Origin of the sequence: Aliiglaciecola sp. 3_MG-2023 (genome assembly GCF_030548205.1) — a bacterium.
Lineage (GTDB): Bacteria > Pseudomonadota > Gammaproteobacteria > Enterobacterales > Alteromonadaceae > Aliiglaciecola.
In genome coordinates this window covers 137,664-160,358 of the sequence record NZ_JAUORV010000005.1, presented here as the reverse complement: position 1 = coordinate 160,358, position 22,695 = coordinate 137,664, and the positions used below count along the sequence as shown (strand labels likewise).

The window sequence follows — 22,695 nt, the reverse complement described above, 5'->3', positions numbered from 1 at the left end:
CAATACATATATACATAACTTTATAATGAAATAACAATAAAGCTTACAAGTCGAAGTTACCCTATTACGTAATATTTATCGGTACAGACAAGGCAAGAAACTTGCGAACGAGAAACAACTAATGTTGTTGCTACATGCTCTCATTCATTTTTCAATTTGTTTTGCACAACAATAAAACAATTGAAACTATCCATTTGGTTTAAGGCTAATCTGGACTAAATGCCTTGGCATATTCGGTTAAAAATTGCCTAACAGAACGCGGCTCACGACCGAGCAAGATTTGTATTACTTGAGTCGTGTGCTGGGTACTACCATCCGCCAAACCTTTTAACTCTTCACATACCGCAGACACTCGCCATGCATCTGGAATGAATTTTTCTAGAATCCCTCGATAATCTGCCAATGGCTGATCAACGTAACTAATTTTGCGTCCAAGCACTTCAGTAAAGATATGCGCAATTTCTTCAAACGAGAGTAGTTCTGGCCCAGTCAAATCATAACTTTTGTTTTCGTGACCATCTTCAGTGAGTACTTTGGCAACTACTTCAGCGACATCTCGGGCATCAGTGGCAGCAACTTTACCCAGCCCCATTGGAAATGTAAGCGCATCACGAGCTCGAATTGCCGGCGCACAGGTAAGTAACATTTGCGCAAAAAAAGTGGGGCGTATCATTACCCAATTTAAACCGCAGGACTTTAGATAGGCTTCCGAGGCAAGATGCATTTTTGGTATGGGTTTAGTGGTACCTTCCACAGATTCTAAAGAAGATTGCTTAACAAATAGCGAAACTTTAGCCTCTACCGCGGCATCAATAACATTCTTTTCCAAGGTTAATTGATCTTGACCATTTGGCAGTAATAAGAAGACTTTTGTCACCTTGTCCATAGCTTTATGGACAAGGTCTTTACTAGAAACATCGCCAATAATCACATCTACGCCCGCATCCCTGAGTGCCCTTGCTTTTTCTTCACTGCGAACAAGTGCCCGAACTGAACAGTTTTTGTCGAGTAAGTTTTTAACAACATTACTACCTGTTTTGCCAGTGGCGCCGATTACCAAAATCATATTTGAATCCATATATTTACAATTAATTCAGTCACTCAAGTTTGATTAAGCGACGATTAGAATTATTAACTAAAGGTGCTCAAAATAATTGCAGCTATGCGCTTTTATTCTGTGCCATTGCTTGAGCAATTTTTTCACGTAACTCGGGTACTAAAGTACTTCCAATTTTTGCCGCATCTGTATCCTGATCCGGTGCACGAAGTAAAAATCGAGTGACACCTAAGCGTCTGTATTCCATAAGGCTATCCGCAATTTGCTCTGCGCTGCCAACCAACACACTGTTATTACCGCGACCTTGGTAAGCTTTATTCAGGCCTGTCCATAAACAGCGGTCTAATCTATCGCCTTCTTTGGATTGGTCCATCATTCGCCGAAAAGCACCTGCCGCTGGCTTATCACCAATTTTTTCATGCTTGGCCAATATAGCGCCGTTACCATTAGCCACTTGAAGTTCAACTTTTTCATACAACATCTGCGCTTTAGCCCAAGCATCTTCTTCGGTATCTCCAACGATAATTACCATCGTCATCAGTACTTTTATTTCACGCCCATACTTTTCTGCGGCTGCATAGGCTTTGTTTGCTAACATTCCTGCACGTTCGAACGTATCGCCTCCTAGGGCGTAAACATCTGCCACTTTGCCACACAGATCGATGGCCAAATCAGATGTACCGGCCCAATAAACAGGAACCGCTCCACTAGCAGGTTTAACCATGGCGTAAGCACCACGGAATTTATAAAATTCGCCATCAAAATCGAAAGGTTCTGGCGAAGACCACATTTTGCGCATAACTTCTACGTACTCTGCTGCGATGTGGTAACGCTCTTCTTTAGTATTGAATAGTCCGTCTGCTTGTACTTCCCTATCATCTGCTCCTGCGATAATGTGGACGGCTGCTCTGCCACCACTTAACCTATCTAAGGTCGCTAGGTTGCGTGCCGCAGCGGTAGGGGGAATAACACCGGGTCGGTGGGCAAGTAGAAAGCCAAGTGAGGAGGTCACAGCGGATAGATATGCGCCAATTGAAAAACTCTCTGGCATAACCGCAGCATTGGCAATGAGCACCCTGTCATACCCTGCACTTTCTTGTGATGTTGCAGACTTGCGTATATGTTCTGCATCGAAATCTAACTGAGAAGGCGGATCACCAACCCCACCAGGATGATGATTAACAAGACCGATAATTTCTAGGTCATCTGAAGTTCCAAAATTCATGGTAATTCCTGTGAATTAGTATCTTTTCGTTGATTTGATACTAGGCCTTATAAGATAGTTTTCCTAAATGAATTTACGCATACGCTATACACATTCTGTATAGCTAAATACGCAATTTTCTTAGCTTTTAAAACTGAGTAATTCAATAATATCTAGTATTTTCAAAAGGTTAAAAATTTAAAACATTTAAAATTAGCGTTTTGAGGGGTGTTTATTCAGTGTTCAACTGTTTCGATTTTCAGCCTGTTTTCGCAAAATAAATGTTATATAGACATAATATAAATACAAATTAAATTGCTTTTTTTAAATGTAATTGAGGGCTGAAAAAAAGATTGGGAATTAGCAAAGAAAGGGCGAGTTGCCAAGGGTGTATTTGAAGCATCAACTCAGAATCAGGTTGAAAGGGAGTAAATAATAGGCTGTTTTGATCTGACCAGGGTAAAGTATGAAATGATTAAGATGCTGACAGTTAATTGATATTAACTGAAAGCATCAACCTAAATGGCTACTGCTTATTTTTTTTCACGAAAGCAGCGAAACCAGCAGCCATTTCATCCAATACTTTTTCTACATGAGGTTGTTTTTTAATTGCTTCCCACCAAGCTTTCACTCTGGGATATTGCATTAATATATCTGGTTGATCATAGGCAGGAGCTAGCGTGGTGGCATACCAAAGGTTAGTGGCTAACGCAAAATCACCAATATCATATGCATCCGACGTATGGATGGCCATCCAACGATCTAGCTTTTCCAGCTCAGTACAAAGAGGCTGTGTAAAGGTACTTTTGTCGGGGTGAGCATCTTTCTCCGCCATGTTTTTAAATAGCGGAAATAAAGATGGTCCAAAGTGAGAATTTGCAAAACTAACCGTTGCTCTCGTCATGGCTAGTTTTGAAGAAGACTTGGGACGGCATGGATTTTCAGGAAACTCGTCCTCTAAATACTCAGCGATAGCCGTTGCCTCAGGGATTAATTCAGTTTCAGAAATCTCAAGTATAGGCACCTTCCCCATAGGATAAGCGTCTTTAAACTCAGTTGTTTTTAACGGAATTTCTGGCGGCAATATGTCGATATTAAGTTGTTTGCTATAAATTTGCATTCGCACTCTAGCAGAATAAGGTGAGTGAGGTAGGCTATATAATTTCATATGTTGTTAGCTTCCTAGATGGTGAGAGGATTAAAACATTTTCGCTCAATTAGTTATTTGCGAAGTAATACATAAGTCTTTATCAACTTCCGTTGTTTCAACATCGGCTTATCTAACAAGCTTGATGTCAGAATACATAAACACGTCAGTTCCTAAACAGCTGAACTTTACATCACAATGATATAATATTATGCTAACATCTCTTTTGGAGCTAGTGGCAATTTGTTTATTATATCTTCCCACACATATCCCTTAGGGTGACAAAACAGCTTTGAGCATCAGAATTTCAACAATAATATTGATAATGGAAATTTCACCATGACCGCACATGAACTGCTTTTACTGATACATATTTTGCTGTTTTGTTATTGGCTAGGCGGTGACATTGGCGTGTTTTATTCCAGTAATATAGTGGTGGATGAAAAAGCCAGCCGCGAAGCGAGAATAGTCGCAGGTAAAATAATGGTTGCGTGTGATTTAGTGCCTAAACTATGCATGACCTTAATGTTAACTACAGGTGGCTTATTAACGACATTTTTTAATGTCGAACATCCAGTGTGGCAACTGGCAGCTATTGTGTTACTCGGACCTTTTTGGCTTGCCTTAGTCTTATTGCAACATTACAAACATCATGCTTCTTATATTAATCAACTAGTAAAATTTGATTTTATGTTTCGCTGCGCCTTGATAGTCATCGGTTTAATATCTGTCTCTTATGCCCTAATTAATGGCAACTTAATGGGTAATACTTGGATAGCGGCTAAACTTTGCATATTTTATTTGCTGGTATTTTGTGGGCTTATGATTCGGCTCGCATTAAAAGACTTCGGCCCAGCGTATTCTAACCTTATTCAGGATATACATACGGCCTACGACAACAAAGCGATGCTAAAAGCCATGAACAAGGCTAAACCATGGGTATATACCATTTGGGCCGGTTTGATTGGTGCAGCAGCAATAGGCATAGCAAAACCGCTGCTTTAATACAGCATATACCTACTATTGCACTTCACATCCTAAGCTAAATTTACCCAGCGAAAAAGTCGGATACTTCTCCCGACTCACCTCTTCTTTTCTAAAACACTATTTTGACTCGCTAAACTTGGGTTGCGAGTGTTGGGTTGACAAGCGCAAATTACGGGAAGCTAGATTCTATTTTGTCAGCATGACAATTATCAAAGACGGAATTTAACATGGAGGGTACTCTGGCTATACCGTCAATTTCGAATCCAGAATATTTACGTACTGTTAAGAATTGAACTGATAACTAACACCTTGGCTAAGATTCCACAACAGGTCCTACTCTTACAGGTAATAGGTTAAAGCATGACAAATATACTTCAGACAAAAGATCAGCAAGACTCCCTTGCACCAACAATCAAAAATAAACTTTGTGAAATTGTTGGAGCCGCTCAGTGTTTAACGGGTACTGCAAGCGCCGCTTTTTACACCGATGTTTATCGTCAGCTTGAAGTTCCTGATGCAGTAGTTCGCCCTTCTACAGTTGAACAATTACAACAATTGGTCGCCTTTACCCATGAGCAAGGCATTCGTGTAACCATTAGAGGCGGGGGAGCATCCTATACTGACGGTTACTTGCCGCCAATAAAGGGTGTCGTAATTATAGATTTAAGTTTGTTGAACAAAATAGTAGAGATTAACGAAATAGATGGCTACGTGACTGTTGAAGCAGGAGTGACTTGGTCACAACTTAAAGAAGAACTGGGGAAACGCAATCTCAGAACCCCATTCTGGGGGCCATTTTCTGGAATGAAAGCGACTATTGGAGGCTCTGTATCACAAAACACCATCAGCCATGGTTCAGGCTTATACGGAATTTCAGCGCAATCTGTACAGTCCGTGGACATTGTTTTAGGAGATGGCTCCTTATTACAGACTGGCTCAGCAAGTACAGGTGCAAGTCCCTTTATGCGTCATTTTGGCCCTGATTTAACTGGGCTTTTTACCGGAGATTGTGGCGCGCTGGGAATAAAAGCTCGCATTACACTCCCGCTGATTAAGTGTCGTCCTGCCCACCGCGTTATTTCCTTTGCTTTTCCAGATTTTAATAGCATGCATGAATCCATGCGCCGAATTAGCTTAGAACGATTAGAAGATACCCACTTTGCTTTGGATGGCGCATTGTCTCAAGGGCAAATTGCGCGTCAGGATAGTGCGGGGCAAACCATGAAAATAGCCTTATCCATTCTGACGAGCTCTCCATCCTACTTAGCCGGCATTAAGCAACTAATTAAATCTGCATTTTCAGCTCGCAAAGTGATTAGCTCCTCACCTTACATGACTCACTATATTGTTGAAGGCACCCATGATGCTGAAGTGAAAAGTCGACTACACCGCATCCGAGAGCTGACCTCTGATTTGGGTTCTGAAATACCCGCGACAGTTCCAGCCATAGTACGCGGTATGCCCTTCGCACCTTTTTTCAATACGTTAGGCCCAGCGGGTGAACGTTGGGTACCTTTACACGCTATTATTCCCCACTCGAAGGTCGCTAAATTTCATCAAGAGCTTGAGCAATTCTATGGGCAACGCTCAGCTGATATGCAACGCTTAGGTATTTGGCATGGCGGCATGTTTGCCACTGTTGCCTCTTCAGGTTTTTTATATGAAATAGCATTATATTGGCCAGACGAAATCACGGCTTATCATCGGGAGGTTGTACCCCAAGACTATCTAGCCAATTTACCGAAGCATCCAGCTAACCTAGAAGCAAGGGAGTATATCCAGCAATTAAAAGAGGACATTGTCGCGCTTTATATTAAACACGACGGCACCAACTTCCAGCTCGGCAAAGCTTATCCCTATGCATCAAGGGTCTCTCCGCAAACATTAAATCTGATAAAAAATATAAAACAAGTAACAGATCCGAAGAATAAACTTTCGCCTGGTACTTTAGGTATTTAATCAGTGTTTATATTCTAAAGAGTAAAAGATGATGACTAATACAAATTGCAAAATATCCCGCCAGTATGCATTAATTGGGGAACGACAAGTGCACTATCGGTATGCAGGTAATGGACCGCTAATTGTATTAATCCATCAATCTCCGAATAACAGCAAAGAGTTAATTCCGCTTATCGAATATTTAGCTCCAAATTTCACCGTAGTTGCACCAGACACACCGGGATACGGGCAGTCGGACCCACTATGCTATAAAGGTGAACAGCCGTCGATAGATAATTTTGTGGATGCCTTGGTGAACTTTTTTGAGGTCTTAAATTTGCACAAACCGGTGTTATACGGCAGCCATACAGGTGCAATAATAGGCGTGCGTTTAGCCGCTCGCTATCCGCAAAAGCTCGCAGCCTTAGTGGCAAACGGTGTGCTTATAAACAGCGCCGATGAACGTAAAGATTTGTGCGACCACTACTTCCCTCCTTATGTCACGAAATGGAACGGTACACATTTAACCTCTTTATGGTCAAGACTACGGGATCAACACAGCTTTTTTCCTTGGTATGTACGTGCCTCAAAGAACATTAACTACTGGCCTGCTACAGATACAGAAATAGACGCTAATTTGCTGAATTATTTAGAAGCCGGTAACGATTACCGGTTGGCTTATAGGGCAGCTGTAGATTATGCCATTGTTGATGATTTAGTGAGACTATCGATTCCCAGTTTATTATTAGCCGCTAAGGCAGATACCTTATCTCGCTATGTTGAACATTATCCCCCTTTACCAAATGGTGTTGTCACCCAAATTGTCCCTGATTTCAATGATATTCCCGAGGCAATGGCAAATTATGCGCAACAACAACATTTCCCAACATCTGGAGCGTTTAACTGCCAACCGCTACTAAAAACTATTGGTCTCAGTAAACGCTTTCTAGCTACCCCAAATGGAGTTTTTCATATACTGCTAAACCATTGCAGCCCCCAAAATGCCAATCCCACCCCCTTGTTGGTATTACATGAAATTGGTTTTAATAATGAAACCTTGCATAGCTTATTAATGACAATGGCCGAACATAGAAAGGTAATAGCGCCAGATTTACCCGGGCATGGTGAAAGTGATTGGCCAGACGTCACTAGCCCCGCTGATATGGCAGTAGCGCTTGCTGAACTGATCACCACAATGAACATAGAGCAAATTGATGTTCTTGCCATTGCTAACGCCAGTGCATACGCGTTAGCGCTTAAAACGCAGTTTCCAGAATTAATAGATAAAGTCACTTTTTGTAACCCACAATGCGCTGAACCAGCGTCACCTATTGCTATCAAAATACCTGATTTAAATGTGGATTCAGCCGGATCTCATTTAACCCGAGCGTGGCACTATTTGCGCGATCGTCGCTTATATTATCCTTGGTATAAACGAACCCAAGACAGTCAAATTCAGCATGCTCAAATACCCGATGCGAATACTTTACAAGTCGAATTATTAGGCTTACTAAAAGCTCGCAAATGTATAGAAACTTGTCTAAAACTCGCTTCTCAATTCAATGCCGAAGATTATATTCACTGTCCAGATTCCCAGGTTGCTTTTACCAACACCGCTCCTTGTCGAATACTATTTTGCGATTATATTCTACTTGCAGATGAAATGTATCGTTGGCCACAACTGTTAAAAGCTGAGTAGCGGGAGAGACTACCCACAGAGTAAATCCATACATAAGAACAGACCACGAATTAGATAGCCTCAGGCTCTTCTAATTCGATGAGTTCGTACCAATTTTCAATTTTCTGCCACTTCATTTTTAGAAAAATATAATCACCTTCTTTAACCCAAACGTATGCGGGGGGCCAATCGGGTTGCCAGCGCAAAGCGTATTTTCGCGCATCAAAGGTACCAGCAGTAACAGTGAGTTCTTCATTGCCTAAATAAGCCACTTCAATGGTTACTGGCGTCGCAATTAATCCTTGATCACCATTTTCAGATATAGAATTGGTTAAGCCTTGAACAGGTACATATTCGCCGGGCATAGACGTATCTACCTGTGTCGTGACTAAAGCATCTCCTTGTAAAGGATGTAAGCCTAAATAGGTGTAGGCCGGTTGATTATCAAATTTTTGCGAAACTCGACCTAACCCATCAATTTCACTTTCAACAACCACATTATCTTTATGGAAAGAGAACCAGTTAGCCGCAACAACCTTCCCTGCCGAAGTTAGGCGACAGAACCCATCAATGGGTAGCCAATATTGATTAAGAGACATTGTGACATCTCGCAATAGTGCTAGGTCATCCATTTCGCAAAATGCGCGAAATGAATAACCATGAGCATGACGAACAAGATTAAAACGCTCTTGCCCTAACAGAACCTTATCAGCACTCCAATAGGCTATACGTCCACTTATATATTTTTGTAACGCGGGCTTGAGGTCAGTTTGCATCATTTAAAAATCTATCTCTGGTGAATCCAAATTTTGAAACTCAGGGCTTCGCTCAACCAAATTAAGTAAAGTACCATCGGCATCTCTAATGCATATTTCACGCTGAGATATATGTCCCATTTCAAACAGTTCAGGCTCGGGCACCCAAGCCGCTCCTAGCGCCTTCAATTTTGGTAAAACATCATCCAAAGAAGACACGTAAAAAACCAATGCGACTTCACCAATGCGTGCTGCCCCAGTCGCGATTTGAAGCTGTTCAGCCTGATGCTCCTTTGATAATTGGAACAGACCAAGCATGCCGAAATTCGGGCCTGCAACTTTGAGAATATTGATTGGATAAGGATGATGCTGCTCGAAGCCCAATACTGCATTGGCGGAAGGATGGTCAAGTTCACCTTGATAATAACGTTCAGACAAGCCTAAAGCTCGGTAGAACTGAGTCGCGATTTGCAAGTCACGAACAAAGATGGTCGCACGTATTAACGCAGAAACATTGGGGTTTGGCATAAACGGATATCACGTAAAACTGGATACTCACACTCTACGACAATTGTGCAAAAGGTCTCCATGATATTAATCAATCCCTGTATACAATTTACTTGCCGGTAAATCTGTCTCACACGTCCAATTTTCCCAGTGACCAGTATTGTTTCTCTAACAAATACACAATTGAACAAAATCGATGATTAAAAAACAGAGTACCTTAAATCAAAAATGATAAGCTTACCCATGACATTTATCATAGTGAATAGAAATTGTTCGTTATAAATTAGTCCTATGTTGAAACTTTCACTCCGTGTTTAAAGCATATTCAACTTTGAATGACTGGCAAACTCCTTGTGATTGGACGCGACTTTCCTGACCTCATCGACATGGAAACTAGCAAACAAGACTAATTTGAGCGGATGAGTAGGTAACGATGCAAAACATGATTAAAAGTACGATCAAAAATATCAATATTTTAGCTGCCACAGAACAATTTTTGGAACAACCTCACAAATTATTAATTGATGGAAAATGGGTTGATGGTATTGAAGGTAAAACCATTGAAACCAGAGATCCAGCCACCAATAAAGTTATCGCTCAAGTTTCCATTGGTGGCAAAAAGGACATTGACGAGGCGGTGATTGCTGCACGCAACGCACTTGAAGGTCCTTGGTCTAAATTAACTAATTTTGAACGTGCTAAGTTGCTTTCACGAATAGCAAGATTAGTTGAATCCAATACTGATTTGTTGACTGAAATTGAAGTGTTAGACAATGGGATGCCAACCAATATTGCGCGTCTAACGATTCATAATATCGCAGAGATGTTTGACTATTACGGCGCAGCCGCACAACGGATTGAAGGTACAACGACGCCTCCTCCGCGGCATATAACCGACCATGCAGAGGCCCTTACCTATACGTTGCGAGAACCAATAGGTGTTGCCGGATTAATTGTACCTTGGAATGTACCAGCGTTTACTGCCGTACTAAAACTTGCTCCAGCACTTGCTGCCGGTTGTACCGTGGTAATGAAACCATCAGAAGAAACCCCTTTGTCCGCATTATTAATTGGTCAGCTTTGTTTAGAGGCGGGGATCCCAGCAGGTGTAGTAAACATTGTAAATGGTTATGGCAGCGAAGTGGGGGCAGCTATTTCCCATCATACCGATGTGGATACGGTTTCTTTTACTGGTTCCACGAAAATCGGTCGAGAAGTGATCAATGCAGCTACAAGCAACCTGAAGAAAGTGTCCCTTGAACTGGGAGGCAAATCCCCTGTGGTAATCATGCCTGATGCAGATCTCGAACTGGCGACTAAAGGCATAGCAATGGCGACATTTTTCCTGCAAGGTCAAAATCGCAAGGCCGGAACTCGTATCTTCATTCATGACTCTGTTCATGATGAATTAATCGAACGAGTTAAGTTATTCACGGAGCAATTGGTAATAGGGCACGGTATCAATCCAGCGACAACCTTGGGTCCACTTATTTCTGAAAAGCAGTGTGATCAGGTGATGAAATATATTGAAGCGGGTTTAAATGAAGGGGCAACGCTGCTTGCCGGAGGAAAAAGACTCGAAGGCGATGGACACTTTGTGGAACCAACAATTTTCATCGATTGCACACCCGATATGAGCATAGTACAAGACGAAATATTCGGCCCGGTCATGACTGTTCAACGTTTTTCCACTCTGGACTTAGACGAGATTGCTCGATTGGCAAATGACACTATTTACGGCTTATCAGGTAGCGTCTGGACACAAAACCTATCTACTGCCCATTCACTAGTTGCGCGCATACGAGCAGGTCATGTTTCAATTAATTGTCATGGCGCAGTCGGTACAAATATTCCTTCAGGTGGTTATGGACAATCAGGATGGGGACGTGAATTTGGTCAAGAGGGTCTAGATGCGTTTTTAGAAACTAAGGCAGTTACCGCCCAACTGGGTAAATATTAATTAACCTAGGCATCAACTTTACAAGTTTGACCTATTTTCACAAAGATTGAATGGTTTATTGCTACAACTTTTAACAAGGAATTTCAGGAAAAAAGGAGTTTAGATATAGTCAAAAATAAGTTCTACATGGTGATGTGGCTTATTTGCTTGTCAAATAATAGAGAGACTCAACAATGGTGCAATTAAGTAGTCCGTACAAGAGTATTAGTTTTGGAGACGACTGTTTATTATTCAAGCAAATGAGTAAGTGCGAGTTGGATCGTTTATCTAAAAGCGCAAGGTTGAGAGTGCTTACCAAACAACAGTATCTTTTTACCCAGCATGCTCCTTCTGACAGATTATATAATATTGTCTCTGGTGTTGGCATTATGGAAAAGGTATCCGAAAATGGACGTCGCCAAATATTTACATTTGTTTATCCTGGCGATTTGATTGGATTATCTAACACTGAGAAATATAGTTATGGGGTGAAGAGTCTTAGCAATTTAACTGTTTATGAATTCAAACGCCAAAACCTGTTAGCACTCGCTGAAGAACTCCCTACCTTAGGTGCGAATTTAAGAGAAATCCGTTCTGACGTCACGACACACACCTTCGAACATGTCTACCTTTTGGGCCAACTAAAAGCATACGAGCGTGTTTGCTTTATGTTAATTCAATTGCTTAATCGTCTGCCTGGCGCCAAACCTGATAAAATAGATTTGCCCATGACACGTACAGATATAGCCGATTATTTAGGACTTACAGTAGAAACGGTGAGTCGTACATTTAGCCAACTTAAACGGGATGGACTGATTTCAATCACGTCAAATAATACAATTAGTATTCTCAACCTTGAATCAATAGAAGACTTAGCGAGTACAGCGTAATTTCCCCTTCTTATAAACTCAACTAAATTGCCCTCCTTTCCATCGTTGACGATATTTTTTTAGACCCTTTGATTTGTATACTAAAACGAATCAATTGAATCCTGAAGTTACCCTATTATTAGAGATCATTCATTGCGCAACTCGAACACATTTTCACCTAAACAAATCAACCACAGTGATGCAGGTCCGATATTGGCAGCCAGATTAAATATGCTGGCACATAGTTGTTTTGTGTAGGTTTTGCAGGTAGATAACAGATTGAATTCAGCGATTACTCTATTTATGATGTTCGCTAACTCAACATTGCTTATTAACCTAATACATCCTAACGTTCATGAAACCTAAAAAACCTACGATAATGGGAATGGCTGAATTCTCGCCTTCTGCGAGATGCCCCAATTGCCAATTGATTATGTATCTAGGAAATAGGTGCCCTCATTGTAATCATCTGTTAAACCATGTTGAGCAACAAGCCCAAAGAAACTTTTGGATAAAAGCACGAAACAATGGATATAAGAAAGGAATCGTCTTTTTCGGGTTATTTTTCTTAGTTTTTTATCTTATATTCAGTGCCTAGCCTAACTGCAATTAACAAATTCAGTTTACGACAGGTTTTTTTGGGGGATTTGCATCAACTCAACCGCTTAAAACTTGTTCATTAATAACTTGTTACATATAGTTCCACCCTTAACTCATTGTAAATATTGAAGTTAATAAATAATCAATGCACTTTTTGATATTTGTTAAGGAACTGGAATATTTCTCCTTCTAATCTACTGTTACCGAAATAGGCATATCGTTGTTCCGATTAAGAATCAGCCCAATAGCATAGAATTAACTCGGAATAGGTCATGTATCAACGTAAAAATAGTAGAAAGAGAGAATAAAATGAATCCCCAAAATAAAGATACTGAAAATTCTGACCGCAGAAACTTCCTAGTTAATTCTAGTAAATTATTAATCGGTGGCGGAATCGCAGCGTCAGGCACTTTGGCATTAGCGGGTTGTGCAACGGAAAGTAGTACATCAGCATCCAAAGCGACAGAAGTCTTGCGTTACAATGACCCAGAGTGGAACCGTGATGCCATGGCTCGTTTACAAGGCGATCTTGATTTCGGTAAGCAAAAATTTGGTTACTTTTCAGGTATTGTAAACGGCGTACGCCCTAATGAAAAAGTAAAACCTTTAGTAGGTTTTGAAGGTTTTTCTTACGCTCGATTAATCGACGAAGGCAATGGCGTATATGGAAAAGTGCTTAAAGAAGTTGGGTTTTATACTGATTTAAGAACTGGCGATATCTTAGAGGAATGGACTAACCCCTATACCAACGAAACAGTCAAAGTAGTGCCTGTAGCTAACGACCCCTTTAACTACAAGTTAACACCTTATGTTCCACAAGGGCCCTCTTACGGCGGTTTAAATAAAACCGAAAAGAAAAAAATCCCCATGCTGTACCCATGGAAAGAAACCCCAAACAATACGGTGACGTTAAATTCACATATTCATTTGTTTTATCCAAATGCGTTGCAGCCAGATGAATGGCCAAGAGAATCTTCCGGCCCAATGAACCGTGTTTCTGAGATGTTTAACTATGTCATCAATAAAGACGATTTGGCCAACCCAGACGTCACTAGTATTGAATATTCTGGGGCGTGGAGCCGAATTACCCCTTGGCTGCCGTGGATGTTAATGGGTCAAGCAGAAGGACATTGTTTCTACGACTGTAGTATGGGTGCGTATAACAGTTCGGAAATATTGTCGCCAAAAATCCGCGCGTATGCCGAAAAACATTTCCCAGAGTATTTCGAAGCACCAAAAGAGTGGTATGGACCCAGTTTGTCGAGTCTAGAGCACTATGCTCGTGAACAAACACCAGCCCCAGTTAAAAAATAAAATAAGAACCTACCCCTACAAGTAAAAAGCGGCTAACAAGCCGCTTTTTTTATCTTTTAACTAGCTAGTCGCCCTTTCCTGAGTTTCTCCAAGGACCCTTCCAATAGCATATAATTAATTGGCACTAGAATAAGCGTGATAAAAGTCGCAAATAAAATACCGAAACCTAAAGAAACAGCCATTGGGATCAAGAATTGTGCTTGGGTAGATTTTTCGAATAACAGGGGCATCAGTCCTATAAAGGTGGTTAAACTGGTTAACATTACTGGCCTAAATCGTGAAGCACCAGCGGTTAGAATTGCTTTTAACAGCTCCATTCCTTGCTCCCGCTTAGTATTGATATAGTCTACAAGTACTAAGGAGTCATTTACCACTATACCCACCAAGGCTAATAAGCCCAATAAACTAAAAATGGTCAAATCCATTCCCATGATCCAGTGACCGACCACGGCACCAATTGCGCCAAAGGGGATTACACTCATTACCACTAAAGGTTGGGTATAGGACTTAAATGGAATGGCAAGTAATGCATAAATCACAAAAAGCACAATTATCAAGCCGATACCTAAAGAGCCGAATGAATCTCGCTGTTCTTCTGCTTCACCTTCGAGTTCATAAGACACCCCCGGGTATTGGGAGAGTAATTCCGATATGTAGTTATTCAAATCATCCTGTAGTACTGTCATATTAGTATTATTTTTATCTACATCTGCGGTTACGCTAATGGTTCTTAATCGGTCAATCCGACGAATAGTAGACGGACTTTGACCTGGTGTAAGAGTAGCAATACTGGAAAGTGGAACCGTTTCATTATTCCCCACATCGATAAGTAAATTAGTTAGACTGGATAACGACTGACGTTCACTCAGCGGCAGCCTCAACATCACTTTCACGTCGTCTCGCCCGCGCTGAATACGCTGCACTTGTGAACCGAAAAATGCACTGCGTATTTGACCAGTTACGTCAGCTCTGGAAAGACCTAAAGCCTCCCCTTGTTTGTTCAATTCGATTTGTAATTCTTGCTTACCATCGGAAAGACTATCAGCAATATCATAAACCGTAGGATAGGTATTGAGTCGCTCAATCACTTTGTCAGCAACCTTTTCTAAGGTCGCCACACTATTCGAACTCAAGCGCACATCTATGGGATCCGACGAACGGCCTAACTCTGCTCGATAACTCAGTGATTCAGCACCTGGTATATCACCAATAAGCTTACGCCACTCATTTAATAGCTGAGCAGAAGTAATGGATGAGGTTCTCGATTCTGGTGGACTTATCTCAAAACGAACACTACCTGAATTTGTCGAACCGCCTCTCCCACCGGTAGTGGCAAGTACATTTAAAATAACACTTTCACCGGTATCTTCGTCGACATATTTCTCTTGTAAATCGCGGGCATGCTGAGCAATTTGTATGATGTACTTATTTGTAATCTCAAACGCGGTTCCTGTGGGCATACTCAGAGACACCCGAACTGTTTCACTGGGAATTCTTGGAAAAAACACAAATCGAGTCCAACCGCTTACGATTAATGTCAGTATCACGGCAAATACACCACAGAAAACCATGATAGTTGTCCATTTGTATCTCAGAGTCGTGATAAGAGTTGGTCGGTAAAAACGCAGAATAGCCCGTTCAAAACCATCCGCAAACTTTTGCTGATACATGGAAAACTTACTTTGCTTAGTTTTTTCAGAACGCAATTTCAGGTGCTTCAAATGGGAAGGCAAAATAAACTTAGATTCAATCAAAGATAATAGTAAAACAGGAATGACCACGTAGGGTATCTGCGCAAAAATATCTCCTCTACGACCTTCAATAAAAGCCAAAGGTAAAAACGCAGCAACGGTTGTAAGAATGCCAAAAGTAACCGGCTTAGCCACTTCTAGGGTGCCTTGAATAGCAGCTTGTTCTCCTGACTTAGCCTTACCTAAATGGGTGTAAATGTTTTCTCCGGTGACTATGGCATCATCGACAACTATACCTAACACTAAAATGAAGCCAAATACGCTCATCATATTTAAGGTCACGCCGAAAAATGGCATTAAAATAAAGGCGCCCATGAAGGCGACTGGGATACCAATGAATACCCAAAAGGCGATAGATGGACGCAAAAATAGGGTTAATAGTACAAGGACGAGAATTCCCCCTTGTATTGCATTAGAGGTTAGACTTGATATGCGGCTTTTAACAATGACAGAATCATCATCCCAGTAGGTTAAATTGAAACCTTGAGGTAATCCTTGTTGATGCTCATCAACATATTCTTTTACTTTATCCGCTACTTCAATAGCACTTTGTTGACCAATGCGATATACCTCAATAAAAGCACCTTGCTGGCCATTGAAGCGAGTGCGAACTGGGGTTTCTTCAAACCCATCAAGTATATTAGCTATATCATCAAGACGGATAATGGAACCATCAGGATTGGTTTTGATAGGAATGGCAGCAAATTCGTCTTTTCGATAAGCTTGTCCTTTAGAACGAATTAGAATGTCCCCACTTTCCGTTCTTAAGTTACCCGCGGACACATCGACGCTGTTATTGTCAATAATATTGGACACTTGATTGATGGTTAATTCTAGCTCGCGGATTTTGTCTAAGCTAAGCTCGATGGCAATTTCGTAATCACGAATACCATCCATTTCTACTTGGGTTATACCATCAATAGCTAGTAAATCATCACGCACATTTTCGGCATATTCCCTTACCTCTTTCTCGCTATATGGGGCTGTAACAGCCACGGTAATGACTTCTCTTTTACGATCCCCAAGGGCAACGACTGGGTTTTCAGCGTTGGCAGGAAAGGTATTGATTGCATCGACTCTACTTTTAATATCAGCCAGTAAATCTCGGCGATCGTAGTCACTATCGAGTTCAAAGGTAACACTGCCCCCACCCTCCGAAGATTGGCTAATAATCTTAGTGATACCTTCGAGATCTTGCACTGCCTCTTCTATACGAATAGTAACACCTTGCTCAATGTCTTCAGGTGTTGCGCCATCAAGGGTAACGCTGACGGTTACCATATCAATTTCAAAAGATGGAAAAACTTCTAGAGGAATACGACCATTTAAACTCAACAAGCCTGCTGCGACTATGGTAATCATTAACAAGTTGGCAGCGACTGAGTTTTTTGCAAACCAAGCTATCATTTACCCTTCCTTACGTGGAGGTCGATTAGCACCTCTTTCGCTGTTGGGACGCTCAGGCCTTGAATTGGGGTCTCGTTTTTTACCAGCACCTTTGCTCTGCTTCTGAGAATGACTGGCATTGTTGATGACAGATACTGCGGTACCTGAGCTTACTTGGCCCAACGGAGTTACCACTAAGGCTTGTCCACTTTCTAAACCGGATTTAATTAACGCCTGGCTATCGTTTTGCCAAGCAACTTCGACTTCTTTTCTCAGCAGTACACCGTCTTGTTCAATATATACGTAACTACCTTGATAGATTGCAGTAACAGGTATAACGATAGCGTTATCAATAGTCTGCCCTTCTATTTCGGCGGTTAAATACTCACCAATTTTAATCGATACGCCACGCTCAATAGCTTGATTAAAGGGATCATCAATTTGCGCCACCACATATAATTGTCGCGATGCAGAATCTATGGAGCTTTCGGTGCGTATTATTTTACCCGTCCAGGTTTGCTGACCGATGAGATCAGACGTAAAAGTCACGTTTATGGGGGGCGTGGCGAGGGAATTGTCAATATTGGTTTCGGGTAGATCTACGAAGCCCAAATCATTGTTATTAATTGCTAAGCGAACCTCCAAATAGTCAGTAGCATAAATGCTGGCTAACTCGGTATTGTTTGAGACGACTGTCCCAATATCTACATTTTGGGTTACCACTCGGCCACTATAAGGTGCAATTATTTTGGTGCGTTTTAATGATAACTCTGCTTTTGTCAGTTGTGCTTTTGCAGAAATTAAATTAGCTTGTGCACTTTCTTGTTGGGGTATTCTCAACACCAAATCACTGGGTTTTTGCTTACCCCCTAACCGCTGCCAGTCTATTTTTGCTTGCTCAGAGCGCGCCATTTCTTCAGCTAAACTTTGCTGCGCAGTAATAAGGTTAGCCTTGGCAATATTGACTTCAGCTAAGTAATCGCTATCGTCAATTGCTAGTAACAAGTCGCCTTTTTGAAAAAATCCGCCGGTACGAAAGGCATCATCTACAAACACGATTTGCCCCGCAACCTGAGACATTAACGAGCTTTGGGTACGTGGGGTAACCACACCATAACTGTCTAGAGTGATCTGAAACTTTTCAGGTTGCAATAATTGCGTTTCCACGCTCAACACCGCAGCATTATTTGGCCGCTGACGTTTGGCTTCAGGAGGATTGTTATAGATAACCCACACCGCGACAGCAGCAATAAGCATAACAACGATGGGCAATACAATTTTTTTAGAAATTACCATTTAATCAAAGCTCTTGAATTGGGGCGTAGAGGTTGATTCCTCCTCCGAGAGCAACATGCAGTTGAACTCGATTCGCAATTAAGTCAGTTTTAATATCGATGAGGTTATTTTGAGCGGCAATAAGCCTCGCCTGAGCCTCTAACACAGTGGTGTAAGTTACTAGGCCTGCTTGGTATTGCTCAAAAGACAGTTTATTGGCAAATTTAGCGTTTTCTTCGGCCTTTACGGTGGCTTCATATCGCTCAATTAAACTCGCTTCTGCAGAAAGGGTATTCTCCACCTCCAAAAGAGCGTTTAATACCGTATCCAAATAACTTTCTTCAAGACGTTTCAAGGTTAACAATTCAATCTCTTCATTGGCCTTAAGCTTTCCAGCATTAAAAATTGGCGCTGAAATACCGCCAACCAAAGACCAGGCTGCAGAAGTGGATAGCAAATCTGATAGCGAGTCACTTGACGGCCCTCCACTGGCAGCTAGGTTAACTGAAGGGAAGCGTGCTTTGTGCGCTATGGCTAAAGCTGCATCTTGCGCCATCAATTCTAACCAACTGGCTTGTAAAGCAGGTTTTCGGGTGACTAGTTCCGAGGGTAAACCAACGGCAACATCAACATCAGGCAGGTTTAAAACCTGTGCAACCTCTAGTTGTCCATTAGGATAGCGACCCAGTAACCGTTCCAAGGCTCTAACACTCTCTAACAACGTTTGTTGGTTGGTTGCCAGTGTTGACTTATCTGAGTTGAGTTCATTTCGAGCAAGATAAACGTCTAAGGATTCGTTCAAACCCGCTTGATAACCACGTTCAATAATGTCTAGACTATTGGATGAATTCTGTACTTGCTGGGCTGCTAATTCTGTGCGCTGAAACGCCCTAGAAGCATTCGCATAAGCAATGATGACATCACCAGCTAATTGCAATCTGGCCTCTTCTAACTCTGCTTTTGTTTGTAAATAACTGAGCTTTGCTTGACGCTCAGCATCTGACAACGCTCCCCAAATATCCAGTTCATAAGATAGTTGAGCTTCTAGACTAAAACTGTTTCCACTACTGCTGCTGCGTGATGCATCAAATGAGGCATCGAGAGAAGGCCAAAAATTACTTTTTGCGATAATTAAATTCTGTTGCGCAATATCTAGTAAATAGGCTTGTGAACGAATACTTTGATTTGCCTCAATGGCTTCATTGAGTAGAACAGTTAAATGTTGATTATCGGATTTAGAGGTAAAATTAGCTAACCAGTTATCGTCAACTTGTTTGGCATTATGCTGGAACTGCCACTCTTCAGGTAAAGCTGGAACTTCCTTATTTTGATCCAATTCAACGGAGCTACAACCGTGCAAAAAAAATAACACCAAGGTTAAGGAAAACAGCTCTATTTTTTTGTTATATAAAAAGAATTTTGACAGCATAAAACTACGTGGATTAGGCATATTGTCTAAAATAATACAGTGAGTCTAGAGGTTATGCAGTAACAAAAAATTGAATTTACGTAAACTTTACGAAGTTTGCAATTCAACTCAAAATATCGTCTATTGAACCTTTAAAATTTCGAATCAACCTGAAAGTTTATTGCAAATAAACGACAAATCGAAGAGATATTTCACATCTTGTGTCCTATTATTAAGACAAGATAAATTAAAAGGTCATACTTATTCAGCTGATTCATCTGTAACAAGAGTAAGTTTTATGCCAGGTTGCAATAGAATAAAAATAGCTTTTCTTCGCGCCGATATGATCCCTCGGATACTCTTATTTGTACTTTTTTATTTCGCTTTCATCTCGACTTCTCAAGCAATCGATAAAAAACCAATTGTTCTAAGATACAATTTAAGCGGAACTGAATTTTGGATTCCTTTCGGGTACTCAAGAGATGACAAAAACCCAGGCATCTTTGCAGAACTGATTGACGTAATTTTGAATAAAGCAAACTTCTCCTATAAATTTTTTTATTACCCGCCTAAACGAGCAATTCAAGAATTCGAAAAAGACCAACTCGATATCGACTTTATGAGCCTTAGCTGGTTTAAAAATGGCGATCTGGGAGACGACTATGTGCAAACCATCGGCATTTTTGAATTAACTGAATATAACGTTACTTTACCTAAAAACGCTAAGAAATATTCTACGCCGCATAGTATTTATGGCAATCAAGTAGGGACAATCAGAGGCTATAGCTATTTTAATGATGACATGTTCACGAGAGTTGACTTCAGTTCAGAAAATGTATTAATTAAGGGTTTGAGTAAAGGTCGATTCGAAGTGGCTATCCTTGAAGGTTTAACCGCTCAGCACTGGGCTAATCATTATAATTTGGAAATTACCTTAGCTAGTATTCACTCCCGTGGCGACATCGTACTTAGAGTGCGCCGCGAATTTGATCACCTAATACCCGAATTGAATACCGCCATTAGAAAAATCAAAAAAGAAGGGGAAATAGAGAAAATTTTTCAGCGTTATAATGTGCTGCTAAACAATATGAAAATATAATGAATAAAGCAGTGAAATAAAGAGCGTCAAAGCTTGCTCGCTCTTTATCGATTAACACCACTATTTTAATTTTCCCTTTATAAGCTGCTAAGCAACGGCTTGTTGGAGTCCTTGGTGAGCAAGATATTCTTCGTAAGTTCCCTGAAAATCAATGACTTCTTGATCTTTAATTTCAATAATCCGAGTGGCCAAAGAAGAAACAAATTCACGATCGTGGCTGACAAAAATCAGTGTGCCATCAAAATCCGCCAAAGCATCATTTAGTGCTTGAATCGCTTCCATATCCATGTGGTTGGTGGGCTCGTCCATCACCAAAACATTCAAGTCAGCCATCATTAACTTACCGAATAATAGACGGTTCTTTTCACCACCCGAACATACCTTAGCTTTTTTATTGAAGTCATCGGCACTAAATAACAGACTTCCTAACAAACCTCTGACCATCAAATCGTTATGTTTAGGTGTGCGCCATTGAGACATCCAATCAAAAAGACTCAAATCACAATCAAAATCGGCAGAACTGTCTTGCGGGCAGTAACCCACGCTGGCGTTTTCAGACCATTTCACCATACCTTCGGCTTGCAAGTCATCCATCAAACAACGCAAGAAGCTGGTTTTGCCCACCCCGTTTTCACCAATGATGGCTAATTTTGCGCCGGCTTCAAGTAGCAGGTTAGCGCCTTTGAATAAGGGTTCATCTTCAAAACCAAAACTCATATCTTCTAAGGTTAGTGCTTGCCTGTGCAACTTCTGATGCTGTTTAAGTTGAATACGCGGCGTTCTTCGACTAGAACTTTTCACTTCGTCTAGTTGAATTTTATCCATCTTTTTAGCCCGGGAGGTGGCAAGCTTAGCTTTAGATGCATTGGCAGAAAAACGTGCGACAAAGGCTTGCAGTTCTTCTATTTCTTCGCTCTTTTTAGCATTTTCTCGCAACAACTGCTCTTGAATTAATGCCGCGGCTTCTTGGTACTTTTCATAGTTCCCCGGATAGATACGTAACTCACCATAATCAATGTCTGCCATATGCGTACAAACAGAGTTTAAAAAGTGTCTATCGTGGGAAATAATGATCATGGTGGACTTACGTTGATTCAACACCTCAGCAAGCCAGTTAATGGTATAAATATCCAAGTTGTTGGTTGGTTCGTCGAGTAACAATATATCTGGGTTGGCAAATAACGCTTGGGCAAGTAATACCCTTACTTTCCAACCTGGAGAGACTTGTGACATCAAACCAAAATGGTAATGCTCTTCGATACCCGCTTCTAACAATATTTCCCCAGCGCGAGATTCAGCTGTATAACCATCCATCTCCGCATAAAGGGTTTCTAATTCGGCCACGTGCATACCGTCTGCTTCACTCATTTCAGGCTTAGCATAAATTTCATCACGCTCTTGTTTTACTTTCCACAACTCCATGTCACCCATAATAACGGTGTCAACAACAGAGTATTTTTCGAAAGCAAACTGATCTTGGCTTAGTTTACCCAGCTTTTGACCCGGAGAGATGGAAACATTACCTGAAGTAGGTGCTAAGTCACCACTGAGAATTTTCATTAAAGTGGATTTACCACAGCCATTTGCACCGATTAAGCCGTAGCGGTTGCCATTGCCAAATTTAGCCGAGATATTTTCGAACAGTGGCTCAGCGCCAAACTGCATAGTGATGTTTGCGGTAGATATCAAAATGGAATTCCAAATAGTAAAAAAGCAACAAAAACAAACCAAGGTTCACAATAAAAGCCCAATGTCGCTGCGCAATACTACTTAGTTCAAAA

At 41.1% G+C, this 22,695-nt stretch carries 16 protein-coding genes; 7 read left to right on the top strand and 9 right to left on the bottom strand.

Going from position 1 to position 22,695, the window contains the following annotated elements; genetic code table 11:
* Positions 1-205: 205 nt before the first annotated feature.
* The 3 genes from Q4574_RS07390 to Q4574_RS07380 form a co-directional block, all read right to left on the bottom strand.
* Positions 206-1,066: an SDR family oxidoreductase gene (locus tag Q4574_RS07390; protein ID WP_303473108.1), complete on the bottom strand. Its 861-nt coding sequence runs from the start codon at positions 1,064-1,066 to the stop codon at positions 206-208.
* Between the two features lie 94 nt (positions 1,067-1,160).
* Positions 1,161-2,282, bottom strand: coding sequence for an LLM class flavin-dependent oxidoreductase (locus tag Q4574_RS07385; RefSeq protein ID WP_303473106.1), 1,122 nt, complete (start codon positions 2,280-2,282; stop codon positions 1,161-1,163).
* Between the two features lie 505 nt (positions 2,283-2,787).
* A complete protein-coding gene (locus Q4574_RS07380) occupies positions 2,788-3,429 on the bottom strand; it encodes a glutathione S-transferase family protein (RefSeq protein ID WP_303473103.1) in 642 nt (213 codons plus the stop codon).
* Positions 3,430-3,747: 318 nt separating this feature from the next.
* Between Q4574_RS07380 and Q4574_RS07375 the strand changes: the two genes are divergently transcribed.
* From Q4574_RS07375 to Q4574_RS07365, 3 genes are all read left to right on the top strand, one after another.
* Positions 3,748-4,413 carry a hypothetical protein gene (locus Q4574_RS07375; protein WP_303473101.1) on the top strand — a complete coding sequence of 222 codons (666 nt, stop codon included), beginning with the start codon at positions 3,748-3,750 and terminating at the stop codon, positions 4,411-4,413.
* A gap of 342 nt (positions 4,414-4,755) precedes the next feature.
* Positions 4,756-6,354, top strand: a complete 1,599-nt coding sequence (locus Q4574_RS07370) for an FAD-binding oxidoreductase (RefSeq protein ID WP_303473099.1) — start codon at positions 4,756-4,758, stop codon at positions 6,352-6,354.
* A gap of 28 nt (positions 6,355-6,382) precedes the next feature.
* On the top strand, positions 6,383-8,032 hold the full coding sequence (locus Q4574_RS07365) for an alpha/beta hydrolase (RefSeq protein WP_303473097.1): 1,650 nt from the start codon (positions 6,383-6,385) through the stop codon (positions 8,030-8,032).
* A 50-nt stretch (positions 8,033-8,082) separates the two neighbouring features.
* Here Q4574_RS07365 and Q4574_RS07360 read toward each other — a convergent pair whose 3' ends face one another.
* Both Q4574_RS07360 and Q4574_RS07355 read right to left on the bottom strand, forming a co-directional pair.
* Positions 8,083-8,790: a hypothetical protein gene (locus Q4574_RS07360; RefSeq protein ID WP_303473095.1), complete on the bottom strand. Its 708-nt coding sequence runs from the start codon at positions 8,788-8,790 to the stop codon at positions 8,083-8,085.
* Positions 8,791-9,294 carry a VOC family protein gene (locus Q4574_RS07355; protein ID WP_303473093.1) on the bottom strand — a complete coding sequence of 168 codons (504 nt, stop codon included), beginning with the start codon at positions 9,292-9,294 and terminating at the stop codon, positions 8,791-8,793.
* 421 nt (positions 9,295-9,715) lie between these two features.
* On the opposite strand from Q4574_RS07355, the gene Q4574_RS07350 reads away from it, so the two are divergent.
* From Q4574_RS07350 to Q4574_RS07340, 3 genes are all read left to right on the top strand, one after another.
* Positions 9,716-11,233, top strand: a complete 1,518-nt coding sequence (locus Q4574_RS07350) for an aldehyde dehydrogenase (RefSeq protein ID WP_303473090.1) — start codon at positions 9,716-9,718, stop codon at positions 11,231-11,233.
* A gap of 173 nt (positions 11,234-11,406) precedes the next feature.
* Positions 11,407-12,102, top strand: coding sequence for a Crp/Fnr family transcriptional regulator (locus tag Q4574_RS07345; RefSeq protein ID WP_303473088.1), 696 nt, complete (start codon positions 11,407-11,409; stop codon positions 12,100-12,102).
* A gap of 888 nt (positions 12,103-12,990) precedes the next feature.
* A complete protein-coding gene (locus tag Q4574_RS07340) occupies positions 12,991-13,995 on the top strand; it encodes a DUF1838 family protein (RefSeq protein WP_303473087.1) in 1,005 nt (334 codons plus the stop codon).
* A 56-nt stretch (positions 13,996-14,051) separates the two neighbouring features.
* Here Q4574_RS07340 and Q4574_RS07335 read toward each other — a convergent pair whose 3' ends face one another.
* From Q4574_RS07335 to Q4574_RS07325, 3 genes are read right to left on the bottom strand one after another with little or no spacing between them, the layout of a single operon-like run.
* Complete coding sequence (locus Q4574_RS07335; protein WP_303473085.1) at positions 14,052-17,153, bottom strand: efflux RND transporter permease subunit; 3,102 nt, start codon at positions 17,151-17,153, stop codon at positions 14,052-14,054.
* Positions 17,154-18,428: an efflux RND transporter periplasmic adaptor subunit gene (locus Q4574_RS07330; RefSeq protein ID WP_303473083.1), complete on the bottom strand. Its 1,275-nt coding sequence runs from the start codon at positions 18,426-18,428 to the stop codon at positions 17,154-17,156. It abuts the gene before it with no gap.
* A gap of 4 nt (positions 18,429-18,432) precedes the next feature.
* Positions 18,433-19,836: a TolC family protein gene (locus Q4574_RS07325; protein WP_303473082.1), complete on the bottom strand. Its 1,404-nt coding sequence runs from the start codon at positions 19,834-19,836 to the stop codon at positions 18,433-18,435.
* Between the two features lie 160 nt (positions 19,837-19,996).
* Between Q4574_RS07325 and Q4574_RS07320 the strand changes: the two genes are divergently transcribed.
* Complete coding sequence (locus Q4574_RS07320; protein WP_303473080.1) at positions 19,997-20,914, top strand: ABC transporter substrate-binding protein; 918 nt, start codon at positions 19,997-19,999, stop codon at positions 20,912-20,914.
* Between the two features lie 87 nt (positions 20,915-21,001).
* On the opposite strand, the gene Q4574_RS07315 is transcribed toward Q4574_RS07320, so the two are convergent.
* A complete protein-coding gene (locus Q4574_RS07315; RefSeq protein ID WP_303473078.1) occupies positions 21,002-22,603 on the bottom strand; it encodes an ABC-F family ATPase in 1,602 nt (533 codons plus the stop codon).
* Between the last annotated feature and the right edge of the window lie 92 nt (positions 22,604-22,695).